Genomic DNA, 16,081 nt, shown 5'->3' with positions numbered 1-16,081 from the left:
TGTTTATCTCCAGATTAATCCATCTTAAGCATAGCCGTGGCTCATTTTTAGGCCAGCCACTACAATTTGTGCGTATTTGTAGCATATTGACAGGTTTACACATAGTGTTAATCTGTCAATAACAGTGTGTTTTGAACGTAAAACACCTATCTATATTTGCAACAATGACCAATTAGGTAACGACATTGCATTTAAAAACCGAGCAAAAAGTCCTAGCGGGTGCGAGACAATGCTTTTTCCAACATGGCTATAAAGCCAGTAACATGACGCTCATAAGCGAGCATGCCGGCTATTCGCGGGCAACCGTTCATAAGTACTTTAAAAATAAAGATGATGCCTTTAGACAAGTCGTGCATCAGTTTCAGCTACAGGCCAATAATGATTGCCTACCTATTTTAGCGCAGGAACTTGAATGCTGGGAAACCATAGGCTTAGTCATGGAAACATGGCTCACCCCTACATTCGATGAAGTGAGCAATCAGCACATTCTAAATGACCTTAAATACCATGTTCAGCATGTGGCCGAAGATATTTTTGCCCAAGCAAGGCAAGACATTGAAAACATGCTGTCCGATGTTTTAACTAAGGCAGAAAAAGCGCAATCGATAACACTAGAAAGAACCGGGCTAGCACCAAGAAAATTGGCTACATTGATTCTAGCAAGCTTAGATGGATTAAGAGGCCACCTAGAAAAACAAGATTTACAGCAAGCCAGTCATGACGTGCTGCGTATTTTTCAATTGGCTTGTCGTTAGATTATTGCGCAGGCGGTAAACTGGCTTTTTGTTGACGGCGAGACTGAGCATAGAACTCATTGAATATCAGAAAATAATCGTCCAAAGTGGACGCAGCGTCACTTTGTTGATGTTGATGCAATAACTCAATGGCAACCTCAACCGTGCACAAATGAAATTCATCCGGCGCTTTGCGTAATTTATAGCGGCTATGTCTTTGTGTGTTAAGTGGTAACACAGGTAATGTTTGCAAATATGTGCTTAAACGGAACATGCGCCCTGCTTGTCGCCAGCTGCCATCTAAAATGATAAACAATGGAATTTTTCCATCTGTTTCATTTGCACTCTTAACGACTCTATCATCATAGCCGCCACGGTCACCTGGGAAAATAATATACGGTTGAAACACGGGGTTTTGTAGCAAACTGATAAAATCAGGATCGGGCTGCGTTCTGTGCCAATAAAAACGATGAGTGTAATCAGGTAGAATGTGTTCAATAAGTCGGCCCGTGTTACTGGGTTTGTAACTTTCTTCTTTGTGCATCAACAAACAAATATGCACTGGTACAGAATCGTCTTGCTGTACGCTTTTTTTATGAGCACACAAACAATAGCCATCCGCCATTAAGCAATCAAGGCAGCGCTTTACATTGCTACCCTTTGCTAGATAAGGCTTTCGTGGTGCATTCGCATTAAACACGTGAAGTGGTGGCCTATTTTACGACTTCGTTAATTTGCAAAGATACGCGTTTAGTATCGCTGCCAATAACCGCACTCACACCCTGCAAGTCACCCGGTTTAGCATTACCAACACCGCTTTTACTAATACGGGCCGTAATAACAACATTTTTAAACTGGCTTAAACGCAATGACGGCATCATGGCCATGGAGTCATCCAAGGTCACTGTTACTGGCCATTCGTTCACATCAATACGTTGAACCGCCAATGGCATAGGCGGGCCATTCTCAGCTTTGGCCAATACAAATAAATCTGCATTTTTGGGTAATCGCGAAATGATGTTTTGTGCAATATTAACAGTCACTTGTATGACAGCAGGCTGAACGGCCACCTGCTGCTTTTTAATAGCCGCACGCTCTTCATCAGTCATCCGTTCAAGTGCTTTGTTAATACCACCCTCAATTGCCGCCACATTAGGATTATTTACTGGCATCATGCTGATTAATCGCTGCCAATAACCCACCGCTTCAACATAGCGCTTATTGTCATAAGCAGAAACCCCCAACAATCCCAATGATGTTTCATCATTAGGATTAATGGCCAACACATCTTTTAGTAAAGACTGCGTCGCTGCATTTAATGTTCGATCATTAGCAAAAAATTGTGCCTGCGCTAATTGCGCCATAGCCACCGCTTGATCTTGTTTAGAGTCGATAGGTAACAATTGTAAGGCTTGTGTAAAACCAAGCACGGCCTGGTCGAACTGACCCATATCGAAATTTAAACGCCCTAGTAAATACCACATTTCAGTATCTTCAGGGGTTTTAGTGGTTTGCACATTAAGTCGCTCAATTAGCTCGTGTGCATTTTCTTCAGTAAAATTCGTCTGACCACTTTTTTGCAATAACTGGGTAATGACTAATTCATTTTCAGAACCAAGCTTCATATATAAGCCTATGCTGAAAACAAAGATGATAATAATGGCAGGTGCAAACACCCATTTGCCTTTATTAGAAAGTGGAACGGCTTGCTGGTCTTGTGTATCGATTAACAAGTTCGATTTAATCTCTTGGCTTAGACCTTCATATTCCGCCTGATCAATTCGCTCATTACTTAAATCAGACTCTAAATCAGCTAGCTGGGATTTATAAATATCAACGTTGCTTTGCTGACGCTTTAATTCACTGCCACGTAATGTGACAAATAAAGGTAGGCACATCATCAACACGGCTAATACTAATAAAACAGCAACACCTAACCATAAACTAAACATGATCATCCCCTTTATCTTTTGCTAATAATTGATCAATGCGTTTTTGCTGTGCTTCGCTTAATGGCTCTGCTGGCTGCACACTTTGTTTGCGTTTTCGTACAATCACAATTAAACAGATCAAACCAATAATCAGCAATGCCACAGGGCCAAACCATAATACGTAAGTCATGCCGTTCACTTTCGGGCGATACAAAACAAACTCACCGTAACGATTCACCATGAAATTGACAATGCTTTCACCGTCTTGACCTGATTTAACCTGCTGATATAACTCTCGACGCAGGTCGCCGGCTATCATAGCGTTACTATCCGATAGATTCTGGTTTTGACACTTAGGACAACGCAGCTCTTGTGCTAACGTCTGAAAAAGCTGAGCCCGGTTTTCATTTTCAACCTCACTGCCATCATCAAAAATATATTCATGCCCATCAACAATGGCATAAGATAACTGGCTTAATAATAACGCGGCAAACAAAACAACGTATTTCATCATGGTTGCACCGCCTGCTTTGATTCAGTAACCAGCGACTGCCAAAATTTTTCTAACGGCGCCCAATTGCCTCGTGTAATCGGCCCTTGATGCTTATAACGCACCACACCATTGGCATCAACGAAGAACGTTTCGGGTGCACCAGTCACCCCTAAGTCCATAGATAAGGTGCCCGCTTCATCATCCACTGAAAACACATACGGGTTACCTAGGTCAATCAACCATTGGCGCGCCGCATCATTTTCATCTTTATAGTTCACACCAATAATGCGCACACCCTCTTTAGCCAGCTCAACTAAAAATGGGTGCTCAACTTTACAGCTGATGCACCAAGTGCCCCATACGTTTACAAGGTGAACATCCCCTTGCAAGCTTGATTTTGTTTTTGTTTCACCACTGACTAACGTCGGCAATGCAAAGTCTGGAAATGGCTTATCGACCAAGGCAGACGGAATATCTTTAGGGTCAAGATATAAACCGCGCCAAAGTAAAAAACCCAGTAACGAAAAAATAATAAAAGGTATAAATAATGCCCAGCGTTTCATAGTCGAGCCCTATTAGTTTGAAGTACGTGTACGAGACAAACGATAACGTTTATCACAGACGGCCAATACGCCACCCAGTGACATAAAGATGGCCCCTAGCCACAACCAACGAACGTAAGGCTTATAATGAATGCGAACCGCCCAAGCGCCCCCATCTAATTTTTCACCTAACGCCACATATAAATCACGGAATAAACCCGCATCAATATCGGCTTCTGTCATTATGTTACGTTGCACTTTGTAATGACGTTTTTGTGGTTTCATGGTGGTGTAATATTCATCGTTATGAAACACACGAATTTGACCTTCGTCTGCAATGTAGTTAGGACCTTTTACTTTTTTCACGCCATCAAATATAAAATGATAACCCGATGCATCAACCGTATCGCCTGGCACCACTCGCACGTCATGCTCTTGAGTATAATTACTCACAATGCAAATCCCCATTGCGGTAATTGCCACGCCCATGTGAGCCAAAATCATACCGTAATAACTTAAACTTAATTTTTTAAGACCGGCTACGAAACCATTTTTAGTGTTCGTCTTGCGATAAAGATCAAGCAACGTAGAGCTGATCACCCAAGAACTTAATGCCACGCCAAAAACAATTTGCCACGTATAGTGCACACCATAGATAAGCGGAAACACAAGAGACAACACAACGGTAAATACAGCAGCAGGCCACAACTGAGATGCTAACCATTTACCATCGGTTTTTTTCCAACGACTAATAAAACCTAAACTGATAAACAGCAATAACACTGACATAAGCGGCACAAAGAAGAGATTAAAGAACGGTGCACCAACACTTATTTTTTGATCAAAAAAGTAATCGGCTACCATTGGGTACAAGGTGCCGAGTAATACCATGGCACACGTCACGATCAATAAAACATTATTCAGTAACAAGAAACTTTCTTTGCTTACCCAAGAAAAACTTACACGTGCCACAACGGTGGGCGCTTTTAATGCATAAATTAACAGCGAGCCACCGATCGAAACAATCAATAACGCCAAAATAAATAAACCGCGATCGGGATCGCTGGCAAATGCGTGCACACTATTAAGCACACCAGAGCGCACTAAGAACGTACCCAGTAAGCTCAAACTAAACGCGAAAATGGCTAATAGAACCGTCCAACTTTTAAATGCACCGCGTTTTTCAGTCACAGCCAAAGAGTGAATTAACGCCGTACCGACCAACCAAGGCATGAACGATGCGTTTTCTACAGGGTCCCAAAACCACCAGCCGCCCCAGCCAAGTTCGTAATATGCCCACCAACTCCCAAGTGCGATACCCGCGGTTAAAAACGCCCAAGCAACCGTTGTCCAAGGACGAGACCAACGAGCCCAAGCCGCATCCAACCGGCCACTTAACAAAGCCGCTAACGCAAACGCAAACGCAACAGAGAAGCCCACATAACCCATGTACAACATAGGTGGGTGCACAATTAAACCAAAGTCTTGCAATAATGGATTTAAATCTTTTCCATCAAGTGGGATGTTGGGCAGCACACGCTCAAACGGGTTTGAGGTGAAAATTGTAAAGAGCAAAAAACCAACACTGATTAAACCCATAATGGCAAGCACACGCGCTAAAATATCAATGGGTAAATTACGGGAGAAAATACTCACTGCAACCGTCCATGTGCTGAGCAATAAAACCCAAAGCAATAAGGAACCTTCATGAGAGCCCCAAACCGCACTGATTTTATATTGTACCGGTAATAAACTATTAGAATTATTGGCAACATAGGCCACAGAAAAATCGTCATTCACAAAGCTGGCTGCTAATGCAATAAACGAGATAAACAAAAACAAGAACTGCCCCCAACTTAAAGGACGACTCATCACCATCCATTGTGTGCGGCCAGTAGCCGTTCCCAGTAATGGGATCACGCTTTGTAAAAAAGCAAAAACCAGCGCTAATATCAGCGCAAAATGACCTAACTCAGGTAACATATTTTTTCTCCTAAATTAGTAACGAGCGCTTTTAACGTCTTGTTGACCATCGTTGTGGGCTTTTTCTAATGCATCAGCCACTTCTGGGGGCATATAATTTTCATCATGCTTAGCTAATACTTCAGATGCGATAAATACGTTGTCGTCGTTTAACTGGCCTAACGCAACAATGCCCTGACCCTCACGAAATAGATCCGGTAAAATACCGTCGAACTGTATTGTGACAATATCTTTGCCATCCGTTACACCAAACTGAACCGTCAAACCATCTTTCTCGCGTGTCACACTGCCCTCAACAACCATACCGCCGGCGCGAATCGTGCGATGAGTGGGCGCGTCCCCCGCCACAATTTGCTGCGGGGTATAAAATAGATTAATGTTTTCTTTTAATGCCACTAACATCAAACTCACGGCTAAGGCGATACCGCCAACCATAAATAAAATAATGAAGAGTCTTTGTTTACGTTGTGGATGCATTACTTCTGCTCCCGGCGCATCTGGCGCTCAATATCTTTAATGACTTTTTTTCGTGTAAGCACAGGGCCAATGAAATTTTGTGCGATAATTAAGCAAGTAATGCCGTAGCTTAACCAAACAAATAATCCATGACCGCCCATATGCAAGAATTCTGTGAAGCTATCAAAAAACATCAGTGATTAGCTCCCGTATTAAGAAGGCTTTTTACCCATTTAGTTCGACGCTCGCGCCATAAAATTTCATTACGTGTACGCGCAAACACCCAAACCGCAAACCAGCAATAAAGCCCAATAATCGTCAGCACTAACGGAATGAACATTTCAGGTGCCATCGTTGGTTTTTTAGTCAGTGTAATAGTGGCTGGCTGATGCAATGTATTCCACCACTCAACACTGTATTTAATAATAGGAATATTAATACTGCCCACTAAAGCTAAAACAGCCGCGGCTTTATTTGCCATTTCTTCACTTTCAATGGCGTTATAAATAGCCATAACACCCATATATAAAAACAACAAAATGAGCATTGACGTTAAACGAGCATCCCAGACCCACCAAGTTCCCCAAGTGGGTTTTCCCCAAATAGCTCCCGTAACCAGCGCAATAATCGCTAAACTTGCGCCTATGGGCGCAATGGTTTTGCCCACCACAAACGACATTTTCATTTTCCAAACTAAGCCAACTAAGCCCGCCACCGCCATCATGATATAAGCGCTTTGACTTAACAAAGCCGCAGGCACATGCACATAAATAATACGAAAGCTGTTGCCCTGCAGATAATCTGCGGGTGCAAATGCTAAGCCCCATACCACACCGACTAACATCAGCGCGCTGCCTATCCATAAAAACCAAGGCGACCAGCGCGATGTGATTTCATAAAACCACTTCGGTGAGCCAAGTTGGTGATAGAGTCTTTTAAGTGCAGACCACATATAAAACGACCTTGTAAACAAAATTTGAAATAAACAAAACTTAACGTCAGCGCGCAATCGATATTTTCAAAGACGCTGCACTGGCAACCGGCGCCAACACCAACATCAATGCTAAATACGCACCCAAAAACGCCAGATGCCCGGTGTAACTATTACCATCGACACCTGCTTGAACCGAGCTTGCCGCAAAAATCAAAACCGGAATATACAAGGGCAAAATTAACAAAGGCATTAGCATACCGCCCTTTTTTAAACCCACGGTCAAAGCCGCGCCAATGGCCCCTAATAAACTTAATGTGGGTGTGCCCAGCAATAAACTAAACACCAGTGGCCAATAACCACCTTCCGGTAGAGCCAACATCACACCCAAAACAGGCGCCATTAACGTCAGTGGCAACCCTGCCATCAACCAGTGCAATAAGGTTTTCACCATCACAAATAATAAAGTCGGTTGAGGTTGCAATAACATTTGCTCAAGACTGCCGTCTTCAAAATCACTTTTAAACATTAGGTCCAACGACAACAGTGTCGCCAGTAGCGCGCCAACCCAAATAATACCGGGGGCAATCAAACCTAAAAACTTAGGATCAGGCGTCACTGCCAGTGGAAATAAACTGGCGACCATTAAGAAAAACATCAGGGGATTAAGTAACTCACCACGATTGCGAAACGCAATGAGCAAGTCTCGTTTAAAAATGGCCATTAAAGAAGAAGTTTGTGCCATTTAGCTCAATACCTCTTGGGCTGCTTGAACCCCTAACGCAAGCTCTTGCACATCAAACGCCAACTGGTGGTGAGTGGTTAATACCACTAAACCTCCGCTTTGGGCATGCTGTATAATATGCTGCTCTAATTGGACTACACCCTCTTTATCAATAGCGGTAAAGGGTTCATCTAAAATCCAAATCGCTTTAGGCTCTAAATACAAACGAGCCAATGCTACACGACGCTGCTGACCAGCTGATAAACCCTGTGCTAATACATCTTCAAACCCATAAAGGCCTACTTTTTTAAGGGCGGTATGGATATCGGCACTACTGGCATCAGGGCACAGCCATTTTAAATTTTCTTCTGGGGTTAAGCTGGTCTTAATGCCAACTTGATGGCCCAAATATAAAAGCTCGCTACGAAAATCATAACGCGCTGAGTGCATAGGCTTGCCATCGAAATACAATTGACCGTCGTAAGACGCACATAAACCTAACAAAATGCGGATCAATGTGCTTTTACCAGCCCCGTTAGGGCCAGAGATACGAACAATTTGCCCTTCATGCCAATCAAAATTCAACTTGCTGAACAATACACGATCATCGCGTTCGCACATCAAAGCGCGGCCACTGAGCAATGCTGTCGGCACTTTAGGCGTATTTTGTTCATCTAATTGCGGCACAAAGGCTCCTATTCGTGAGGTTTAAAACATAACCTCTATACTAATTACTATACTGATTACTACACTCATCACATAACTGGCCGATATAGACGATGTACAAGCCAGCTACGCGCGCGGCATTATATACAAAATAACGCGCATTTACGGCAGATTCCTGAAATTTTGATGGTTTAATGAAACTACCCAGCGAACCCGCACTCAACATAAAATCGTCATCACCTGCAAAGCCTACGTCAGGCGACGCTCAGGTGAGCCAATCCTCTGCGCCTTCAAAGAGCCAACAAGCATTACCAGCCTCCATTCAAGCATTAATAAACACATGGGCCAAAGTGGAATCCAGCCAAACATTGCCGGACAAACAAAATCAGCAAGTATTAAATCAATTGGCTTTGCTAACAGGTAATCATCCCAAGGGGCCAATAGCCGACCCCGCAACACAATCAGGCATCAGTGAAAAATTAAGCCTTTCGAATCTTGCTCAAAACTTAAGCAAAAACGAGGTTCTTTCAGATAGCCTCAAATTAGTACTGGTAAAACTGATGAGCGTCAAAGGCTCGATTAGCATCTTATCTGACCGGCCTCTCACGCCAAATAGCCAAGTTTTATTACGTCAAAGCCCCGAAGGTAAGCTCACTATTCACAATGCACAAAACCCAACACCATTGAATCAGTTTCGCTCACAATTTATTGCCCAGAACTTTACCCTAAAACCCATTGTGCTCATTGATGGCAGTCAAAGTTCTACGAAAGAAAGCCGCACAAGGTTCACTTTCACTCCAATTCCCAATGTAACATTGCAAAGTGAAGTGCCCCTTGCGCCCAACATCCTAAAACAAGCACTCATAAACAGTGGGCAAAATCTTGAATCAAAAATTGCGCAACTGCTGCAATCGCAACCTATGACAACCAAACCCTCTGCCGAGCAAGCACAGTCGCTGCCACAGTCAGCTCAAAATCAAACAAGCCAAAACAAAGCTGGCGCAACACACAATACAAACAACACAAACATGCAGAGTAAAATCACTCAGGTTGAGCAAAGCATTCAAAAATGGGTATCCCAGTTCCAGCAAAAAGTAACGGGGTCAACAAGCACCCAAAATCAGCCGCCAGAGGCAACATCAAGTACCAACTCAGTCGCACCTAAAATATTAGACGCCCTTAAAAATACCCAAAACCCGACAAGCTCCAACAGCATTAGTAGCGATTCATTAAAACACGATCATAAAAATTGGCTTATCCAAAACCAAAATCAAATGCTGACACAGCTAAGTAAACAATTATTGCAGCGCAAAGACAGCTTTATACCCAATTGGCCAGCGATGCAGTTTCAGGGAGCCAGTGCGGGCTCTTCTATTAAAACATTTCAAGATTTAAGCCAGTGGCTCACGTTATTAATGATGCCCAAAGCCAGCAGCGACAATCACGGCGATTCGCTCTGGCCTAAACCGCTAGCCGTACAACCTCAACTGCAGCAAACATTGTCGGCACTGCTTAATAGCTTTAATCAAAGTAACAACGACAGCGAAGCGGCGTTACTCAGACAACTGCTTAGCATCACTCAAAATTTATCAAAATTAACACATGACCAAATTCAAAATCGGTTTTTACAAACACAGGACACGCCTCAATTTCAGTTATCTTTGCCCTATCTTCACCAGAATCAAATTCAATGGTGTGACTTTGAGTGCAAACAGCAACCACAAACCAATCAAGAAACCGAGCAAGCCAATGGCTGGCATTTAATTCTGCGCTTTGCACAACAAACACAATACGCATTCGCCATTGAAAGCCACCTTAAGCAAGAACAATTGGCCGTAACGCTTTGGGCGAACGAATCCCAACAGCTCAAGCATTTGCATCAGAATATTCCACTCATTAAAAACAAACTGGAACAAGCGGGCTTTAAAATTGACAGCATTACAAGCAAACATGGTGCGCCAAAACCCCTACACCAGCCGATCCAGCAATCGTTAATTGACGTTCATACATAGCAGGTTTGATCATGCATAACGACATACCAAAACATGAGATTGAACAGGCACTCGCCCTATTTTATGACGGCGGCCAAGCGCCCGTCATCAGCGAGAAACGCTTCGGCGAAAAAGCAAACGAGCTAGTCACCCTTGCCTATGAAGCGGGTATCCCTATTTATGAAAACCCTGAGCTACTTGAGCAGTTAAGCGCCCTGAGCATTGGTGATAACATTCCACCCGAATTATATCGCTTGGTGGCTGAAATTTTAGCATTTGCGTTTTTTATTCAAGGTAAAGCACCAAAAGGTTACGAAAACATATAACGAACAAATAGCATGCATAAAAAAACCAGCAATTGCTGGCTTTCTATCATCACGATATGACGTGTTAACCTCTAACTATTCAACCACCAGCATATTGGCAGTTGCCGTAAAAACATTCCAACAACCATCGCCAACCGCACCTTGTTGCTCAATCTTGATGTCACTAATCGCATTAGCACCTAAGCGGTAAGCTTCTGCTTTCATATCGACAATCAGGGTCTTTTCTTCTGGGGTTTCACTGAACATAGAACTCTGGCAACGCTTAGAGCTAACTGTACCCAGAGAATTACTCACGCTTGGCTTAGCATCTAAAACCTGTACTTTCTTATCAGCCATTCGTTTGTCACGCAGACTTAAGTGGCTTAGATCATTGCCTTCTAACGCGCCCGGCATAGAACTACACCCCGTGACTAATAAGGCAATTAACGAGATACAAACAAGAAATAGTGAAGTAAGTTTTGAATTCATTATTATTATTTTTAAGTTATGAATGACCCCCTTAGATTAACAGGCTCAAGGCTTACAGGAAAGTCAGCGCATGACCTCAAACTGCGCCATATTAACGTCTACTTGCGCCACCTCGCACTCTACATTACTGACTTTGGCCAACATTGGCCCTTCTTTTACACCAACGCAGCAATTGCTCAAGGGAATCCGCTGGACCTTGTACAAATAACTCAACCCGACCATCCGTTAAGTTTTTAACCCAACCGGATAAACCCAAAGCATGTGCCTTCTTAGCTGTCGAGGCTCGATAATAAACCCCTTGTACTTTGCCTGACACATAAACATGGTACGCCTGTAACTGCTCCTGTTGCACCTGCACCACCCTCTCCTTAAATAAACCCAGCTGTGCAATATATGCTGGGTTTTGTCATATCGTCAAACACCTAGTGTATTTTCTTTCTAACAAACCCTATCTACAGTCGTTAATACGCGCTTTGTAGATAAAGATAACATGCGTAAAAAATCAGAATCCCATCACAAAAACCCGAATAAATATGCGGTTTTAGACTCAATATATACCCTAAGGTATATATCTTTCAGTGTCGCTTTAACGAGACAATTGGACTCATTTATAAGTTGCCAACACTCACTCCGATATTGGCATGCACCCTACTCTTAAAAGTCGACGATAAATCGACAACCGAGATAATGATGAACAACCTAATAAGAGTGCTCACACCACTCATACTATTGACTTGCTTATTTACCAGCCAAGCCCATAGCGAACCACAAACCTTACGTGTTTTAAATTGGGGTGAATACATTGATCCGGATGCCTTAAAGGAATTCGAGCAAGCCAATAATGTCACCATCGAATATTCAGAGTTCAACAGTGTGGATGAGTTCACCTCGATATTTTTTGATTCGAAGAATAAATACGACGTTATCTTCCCTACATCATCCATTATTCGCATTATGGCTGAGAACGATTTAATTATTCCCCTTGATAAATCACGCTTTAATAATTTCAGTGATTTAAACCCTGTTGTGATGAGCGGGCTTGAATTACTCGACACCGGCAATGTCTACAGTATTCCTTATATGTGGGGCACAACCGGCATTGGCATCAACACAAAAGAAGTAAAAAAAGTCGGCATCGACCCAAACAGCAATTCCTTGGGCGTTATTATTCGACAGCACCAAACGTAAAAAATTAATGCAATGTGGCATTGGCATAGTAAACGAGCGAGATGAAATTTTCGCGGCGGCACTTAAATATCTAGGCTATTCACTCAACACCAGCTCAAAGGCAGAGCTCCAAGCCGCAGGACAGTTATTAAAAGAAACCATTGCCGACATTAACTACTTGCATAGCACTCAATATACCGACGACTTAAAAGACAACAAAATTTGTCTAGCCGTCGGTTACTCAGGTGACATTCTGACAGAAGTTGCGGAAAACTCAGACCTACAATACGTCATCCCTAAAGAAGGGGCCGCCATGTGGATCGATATTATGGCCATCCCTAAAAACGCACCGAATAAAGATATGGCTTATGCCTTTATTGATTATATGATGTCAGCAAAGATTTCTGGTCGTAACTCTAACTTTACCGCTTACCCAAGCCCCATGTTAAACGCACAACAATATGTAGACGCCGACATTTTAAACGATCCGACCATCTACCCTAATGAACAAACCCTTGCTGGCCTTCAAATGATGGCGCCTAAAGAGCGCAAGGTAAATCGCATTAAACATCGCCTTTGGGTCAAAGCCATCTGCGCAAACGGCAAGTGGTGCAGCGTCCCGATGCAAAGTTACTTTTAACCCTCCATTTAGCCTCCTTCTTTAAGCCCGTTAGTGCCTATGGCACTGCTGGCTTGACCTAAAACAATATCCAAACACCTTTGCTTGTTAAAATAAGGGCAATTCAAATGTGCGGATATACCATGACCCTTCAAACCAATATCCAGTGGGACATTGATCTCATTAAGCGCCACGACAAATCTGGCCCACGCTATACCTCTTACCCAACAGCGGTACAATTTTTACCGGGCTTTAGTGCCGAGCAATACCAACAAGCCCGTCTAAGTAGCCACAAACAAGATGAAGGCTTATCGCTCTATGTGCACATCCCATTTTGCGCACATGTTTGTTATTACTGCGCCTGTAATAAAGTCATCACTAAACGTCGCGAAAAAGCCGAGCCTTATCTTGCTGCTTTATTTAAAGAGATAGAAATGCGCGCGCAAGGCTATGACGACAACCGCACAGTAGACCAATTGCACTTTGGTGGCGGCACGCCTACGTTTTTAAGCCACGAACAAATGACCCGTTTAATGCATAAGCTAAGGGCGCATTTTAATCTTTCAAACGCACAAGACAGGGACTTTTCAATTGAAATTGACCCACGAGAGCTACAAGACGACACACTCGCCCACCTAAAAAGCATTGGCTTTAATCGTGTTAGTTTAGGCGTTCAAGATGTGGACCCTGCTGTGCAAAAAGCCGTGAACCGTATTCAGCCACTAGAAATGACAAGAAACTCACTGGAGCAATCTCGTCAGCTTAATTTTAAATCGATCAATATCGATCTCATTTACGGGCTCCCCTTACAAAACCGAGACGGCTTTCAAAACACGCTTCAGCACATCATTGAACTAAACCCTGATCGTATCTCGGTATTTAATTATGCGCATTTGCCTGAACGCTTTATGCCACAGCGGCGCATACAAACAGAAGACCTGCCCAGCCCAGAAACCAAACTAGACATGTTGCAAGACAGCATTCAACTGCTCACACAGGCCGGTTATGTTTATATCGGCATGGATCACTTCGCCAAACCCAGCGATAGTCTAGCGCAAGCCCAGCAAGCGGGAAAATTGCACCGCAACTTTCAAGGTTACACCACTCATCCTGATTGTGATCTAGTGGCGCTTGGTGTGTCATCCATAAGTCAGATCGGCCACAGCTATTTGCAAAACAGTGCCGATATAGCGGTTTATCAAGATCAATTAGCGCAAGACACCCTTCCTATTAACAGAGGTTTAACACTCACCCAAGAAGATGAATTAAGACAAGCCGTTATCAAACAGCTCATTTGTCACTTCAACTTAGCCTTTGATGATATTGAACAGCGCTTTCACATCAAGCCTCAGCAACACTTTGCCAAAGAACTTGAAAGCCTAAAGCGCTTCGAAGAAGACGGCCTATTAAGTCTAAGCCCGCAGGGAATACAGGTTCACGATAAAGGTGTGTTATTGATTCGCAGCATCTGTATGGAATTTGATGAATATCTAACTCGCCCACAGCAAGGCATACGCTATAGTAAAGTGATATAACTTAAATTATGGCTTAAATACAACTAGAGGCTCATCGTGACCAGAGACACATCAAATATAGCGTCTCAAACGGCTGCAGCCGCCACTATATCGGGCCACCTCTACCGAGCCAGCATCATTGCAAAGCGCATGGCGCTGGCTGCAAAAAATTCTCGTGCGATGGTTTTGCGCGCCGGAGCCCAAGCCGCAGGCCTAAAAGTCATCAGCGATTATTTCGATGAACTTGCGGGTAAAACCATCAACTTGTCTAGCACAATCAATCAATGCGCCATTACCATCTCGCAAAACTCAGTACGCCAGTGGCGCACCAATTCGTTTTTATCTTATGTTAACCACACCAAAAGTAAAATGGATCAAGATAGAACCTCGCAACTAAACAAAGCGGTAGAAGAAAGTGAGTCCAGTCTTGATCGCTTAAGCAAGGATATGCAGCTTCAACTTTCACAACTAAGCGGGCAATTAATTGATATACGCCAATACATGCAATCAAGTAGTGTTGTTGCCGTTACCTTCCGTCTAGAGGCCACACAAACGGGCGAGTTTCAGCCATTACTTGAGCATATGGCCCACACCATTGACGGCCTTAGCAACGATATCAAGCACCACATTACATCAAGTCAAAATCAATTAACGCAATTTAAAATTAAAAAACATTAGGGCTCAGCATGGACGCACTTAAAATTTATGACAACGGCCATCAATGGTATGTTTTTGGGCGAGATCCAGAAAAGCCCGAAAAGATCATCGACACGAACCAATATATGATTGTCGATGGCGACCGCAGCATTCTATTGGACCCTGGTGGTATTGAAATATTTTCAACCATGCTGGCATCGGTTTTAAAGTACGTTGATATTGACCATATCACCGATTTATTTGCTAGCCATCAAGATCCAGATATCATTTCTTCACTGGGTATGTGGGACCAAGTACTGCCCGATGCAACATTGCATGCATCTTGGTTATGGGAGGGCTTTATTCGCCACTTTGGCATGGACAAAATACAATACAATGCCATAGATGATGAAGGCGGCCACCTTACACTTAACAATGTTGATCTAGAGTTTATACCGGCTCACTATTTACATAGCTCAGGCAATTTTCATGTTTATGACTCTAAATCTAAAATTCTATTCAGTGGCGATATTGGCGCAGCACTTGAGCCACCTGGCACGTCTCTGTTCGTAGAAGATTTTGATAGCCACGTTGACAAAATGCGTTATTTTCATGAACGCTGGATGCCTTCAGATAAGGCAAAGCAACACTGGTTAGAACGCGTAAAACACCTAGACATCGAAATCATGGCACCCCAACACGGCCGCTTATTCAAAGGTGATGATGTACAAAAGTTTTTCGATTGGTTTGAAAAGTTGCACGTGGGCGTCGCTTCTGATTAAACAGTGACAAATAACCGAAAGCAAAATTCAGCGAGTATTAAAACGTTCAAAACAATCTAGCCGTTACCAAAAAGTACAGATAACGGTTAGGTTGAGTCTCAATAACTACAATTTGAGA

General features: G+C 43.1%; 19 protein-coding genes and 1 pseudogene. 8 read left to right on the top strand and 12 right to left on the bottom strand.

The window, feature by feature from the left end; genetic code table 11:
- Positions 1–185 precede the first annotated feature (185 nt).
- Positions 186–755, top strand: a complete 570-nt coding sequence (locus tag ACU6U9_RS04665) for a TetR/AcrR family transcriptional regulator (RefSeq protein WP_446733898.1) — start codon at positions 186–188, stop codon at positions 753–755.
- A 1-nt stretch (position 756) separates the two neighbouring features.
- Here the strand turns inward: ACU6U9_RS04665 and ACU6U9_RS04660 are convergent, their stop codons facing one another.
- Genes ACU6U9_RS04660 through ccmA form a run of 10 tightly spaced genes read right to left on the bottom strand, consistent with a single transcriptional unit; the run spans position 757 to position 8,448 of the window.
- Positions 757–1,434 (bottom strand): tRNA-uridine aminocarboxypropyltransferase, encoded by a 678-nt coding sequence (locus ACU6U9_RS04660; RefSeq protein ID WP_446733897.1) that lies wholly within the window; start codon positions 1,432–1,434, stop codon positions 757–759.
- 13 nt (positions 1,435–1,447) lie between these two features.
- A complete protein-coding gene (gene ccmI / locus ACU6U9_RS04655; RefSeq protein ID WP_446733896.1) occupies positions 1,448–2,686 on the bottom strand; it encodes a c-type cytochrome biogenesis protein CcmI in 1,239 nt (412 codons plus the stop codon).
- A complete protein-coding gene (locus ACU6U9_RS04650) occupies positions 2,679–3,179 on the bottom strand; it encodes a cytochrome c-type biogenesis protein (protein WP_446733895.1) in 501 nt (166 codons plus the stop codon). Before ACU6U9_RS04650 ends, ccmI begins: the two co-directional genes overlap by 8 nt.
- Positions 3,176–3,721: a DsbE family thiol:disulfide interchange protein gene (locus ACU6U9_RS04645; RefSeq protein WP_446733894.1), complete on the bottom strand. Its 546-nt coding sequence runs from the start codon at positions 3,719–3,721 to the stop codon at positions 3,176–3,178. Before ACU6U9_RS04645 ends, ACU6U9_RS04650 begins: the two co-directional genes overlap by 4 nt.
- Before the next feature lie 12 nt (positions 3,722–3,733).
- The gene (locus tag ACU6U9_RS04640; protein ID WP_446733893.1) at positions 3,734–5,683 is read right to left on the bottom strand and encodes a heme lyase CcmF/NrfE family subunit; all 1,950 of its coding nucleotides are present in this window, start codon (positions 5,681–5,683) and stop codon (positions 3,734–3,736) included.
- A gap of 15 nt (positions 5,684–5,698) precedes the next feature.
- Positions 5,699–6,160 (bottom strand): cytochrome c maturation protein CcmE, encoded by a 462-nt coding sequence (ccmE, locus tag ACU6U9_RS04635; protein ID WP_446733892.1) that lies wholly within the window; start codon positions 6,158–6,160, stop codon positions 5,699–5,701.
- Positions 6,160–6,333, bottom strand: a complete 174-nt coding sequence (gene ccmD, locus ACU6U9_RS04630; protein WP_446733891.1) for a heme exporter protein CcmD — start codon at positions 6,331–6,333, stop codon at positions 6,160–6,162. Before ccmD ends, ccmE begins: the two co-directional genes overlap by 1 nt.
- Entirely contained in the window at positions 6,333–7,091 is a 759-nt protein-coding gene (locus ACU6U9_RS04625) for a heme ABC transporter permease (protein ID WP_446733890.1), read from the bottom strand. The genes ccmD and ACU6U9_RS04625 overlap by 1 nt, the downstream gene beginning before the upstream one ends.
- Before the next feature lie 46 nt (positions 7,092–7,137).
- Positions 7,138–7,815, bottom strand: a complete 678-nt coding sequence (ccmB, locus tag ACU6U9_RS04620) for a heme exporter protein CcmB (RefSeq protein WP_446733889.1) — start codon at positions 7,813–7,815, stop codon at positions 7,138–7,140.
- Positions 7,816–8,448: a cytochrome c biogenesis heme-transporting ATPase CcmA gene (gene ccmA / locus ACU6U9_RS04615; RefSeq protein ID WP_446735054.1), complete on the bottom strand. Its 633-nt coding sequence runs from the start codon at positions 8,446–8,448 to the stop codon at positions 7,816–7,818.
- A 206-nt stretch (positions 8,449–8,654) separates the two neighbouring features.
- On the opposite strand from ccmA, the gene ACU6U9_RS04610 reads away from it, so the two are divergent.
- Together ACU6U9_RS04610 and ACU6U9_RS04605 are read left to right on the top strand one after the other, a co-directional pair.
- Positions 8,655–10,472 carry a hypothetical protein gene (locus tag ACU6U9_RS04610; protein WP_446733888.1) on the top strand — a complete coding sequence of 606 codons (1,818 nt, stop codon included), beginning with the start codon at positions 8,655–8,657 and terminating at the stop codon, positions 10,470–10,472.
- Positions 10,473–10,483: 11 nt separating this feature from the next.
- Positions 10,484–10,777, top strand: coding sequence for an EscU/YscU/HrcU family type III secretion system export apparatus switch protein (locus tag ACU6U9_RS04605; protein ID WP_446733887.1), 294 nt, complete (start codon positions 10,484–10,486; stop codon positions 10,775–10,777).
- Positions 10,778–10,852: 75 nt separating this feature from the next.
- Here the strand turns inward: ACU6U9_RS04605 and ACU6U9_RS04600 are convergent, their stop codons facing one another.
- The gene (locus ACU6U9_RS04600; RefSeq protein WP_446733886.1) at positions 10,853–11,170 is read right to left on the bottom strand and encodes a hypothetical protein; all 318 of its coding nucleotides are present in this window, start codon (positions 11,168–11,170) and stop codon (positions 10,853–10,855) included.
- A 138-nt stretch (positions 11,171–11,308) separates the two neighbouring features.
- Positions 11,309–11,597, bottom strand: a pseudogene (locus ACU6U9_RS04595) (acylphosphatase).
- A 338-nt stretch (positions 11,598–11,935) separates the two neighbouring features.
- Between ACU6U9_RS04595 and ACU6U9_RS04590 the strand changes: the two are divergent.
- The 5 genes from ACU6U9_RS04590 to ACU6U9_RS04570 all read left to right on the top strand — a co-directional run bounded on the left by ACU6U9_RS04590 (position 11,936) and on the right by ACU6U9_RS04570 (position 15,963).
- Positions 11,936–12,433 (top strand): ABC transporter substrate-binding protein, encoded by a 498-nt coding sequence (locus tag ACU6U9_RS04590; RefSeq protein ID WP_446733885.1) that lies wholly within the window; start codon positions 11,936–11,938, stop codon positions 12,431–12,433.
- A 7-nt stretch (positions 12,434–12,440) separates the two neighbouring features.
- Positions 12,441–13,052, top strand: a complete 612-nt coding sequence (locus ACU6U9_RS04585) for an extracellular solute-binding protein (RefSeq protein WP_446733884.1) — start codon at positions 12,441–12,443, stop codon at positions 13,050–13,052.
- 122 nt (positions 13,053–13,174) lie between these two features.
- Positions 13,175–14,566 (top strand): oxygen-independent coproporphyrinogen III oxidase, encoded by a 1,392-nt coding sequence (hemN, locus tag ACU6U9_RS04580; RefSeq protein ID WP_446733883.1) that lies wholly within the window; start codon positions 13,175–13,177, stop codon positions 14,564–14,566.
- A 36-nt stretch (positions 14,567–14,602) separates the two neighbouring features.
- Positions 14,603–15,223: a hypothetical protein gene (locus ACU6U9_RS04575; protein ID WP_446733882.1), complete on the top strand. Its 621-nt coding sequence runs from the start codon at positions 14,603–14,605 to the stop codon at positions 15,221–15,223.
- Positions 15,224–15,231: 8 nt separating this feature from the next.
- On the top strand, positions 15,232–15,963 hold the full coding sequence (locus tag ACU6U9_RS04570) for an MBL fold metallo-hydrolase (RefSeq protein WP_446733881.1): 732 nt from the start codon (positions 15,232–15,234) through the stop codon (positions 15,961–15,963).
- The last annotated feature ends 118 nt before the right edge of the window (positions 15,964–16,081 follow it).

It is taken from the genome of Pseudomonas sp. HK3 (assembly GCF_052920985.1).
Note: the sequence above shows the minus strand (reverse complement) of the source record. Positions and strands in the feature narration are given on the sequence as shown.

What these genes read in the sequence shown, in the direction of transcription:
- ccmI (WP_446733896.1), bottom strand. Translation starts at nt 2,686, where the DNA reads ATGTTTAGTTTATGGTTAGGTGTTGCTGTTTTATTAGTATTAGCCGTG.
- ACU6U9_RS04650 (WP_446733895.1), bottom strand. Translation starts at nt 3,179, where the DNA reads ATGATGAAATACGTTGTTTTGTTTGCCGCGTTATTATTAAGCCAGTTA.
- ACU6U9_RS04645 (WP_446733894.1), bottom strand. Translation starts at nt 3,721, where the DNA reads ATGAAACGCTGGGCATTATTTATACCTTTTATTATTTTTTCGTTACTG.
- ACU6U9_RS04640 (WP_446733893.1), bottom strand. Translation starts at nt 5,683, where the DNA reads ATGTTACCTGAGTTAGGTCATTTTGCGCTGATATTAGCGCTGGTTTTT.
- ccmE (WP_446733892.1), bottom strand. Translation starts at nt 6,160, where the DNA reads ATGCATCCACAACGTAAACAAAGACTCTTCATTATTTTATTTATGGTT.
- ccmD (WP_446733891.1), bottom strand. Translation starts at nt 6,333, where the DNA reads ATGTTTTTTGATAGCTTCACAGAATTCTTGCATATGGGCGGTCATGGA.
- ACU6U9_RS04625 (WP_446733890.1), bottom strand. Translation starts at nt 7,091, where the DNA reads ATGTGGTCTGCACTTAAAAGACTCTATCACCAACTTGGCTCACCGAAG.
- ccmB (WP_446733889.1), bottom strand. Translation starts at nt 7,815, where the DNA reads ATGGCACAAACTTCTTCTTTAATGGCCATTTTTAAACGAGACTTGCTC.
- ACU6U9_RS04610 (WP_446733888.1), top strand. Translation starts at nt 8,655, where the DNA reads ATGAAACTACCCAGCGAACCCGCACTCAACATAAAATCGTCATCACCT.
- ACU6U9_RS04605 (WP_446733887.1), top strand. Translation starts at nt 10,484, where the DNA reads ATGCATAACGACATACCAAAACATGAGATTGAACAGGCACTCGCCCTA.
- ACU6U9_RS04600 (WP_446733886.1), bottom strand. Translation starts at nt 11,170, where the DNA reads ATGCCGGGCGCGTTAGAAGGCAATGATCTAAGCCACTTAAGTCTGCGT.
- ACU6U9_RS04590 (WP_446733885.1), top strand. Translation starts at nt 11,936, where the DNA reads ATGAACAACCTAATAAGAGTGCTCACACCACTCATACTATTGACTTGC.
- ACU6U9_RS04585 (WP_446733884.1), top strand. Translation starts at nt 12,441, where the DNA reads ATGCAATGTGGCATTGGCATAGTAAACGAGCGAGATGAAATTTTCGCG.
- hemN (WP_446733883.1), top strand. Translation starts at nt 13,175, where the DNA reads ATGACCCTTCAAACCAATATCCAGTGGGACATTGATCTCATTAAGCGC.
- ACU6U9_RS04570 (WP_446733881.1), top strand. Translation starts at nt 15,232, where the DNA reads ATGGACGCACTTAAAATTTATGACAACGGCCATCAATGGTATGTTTTT.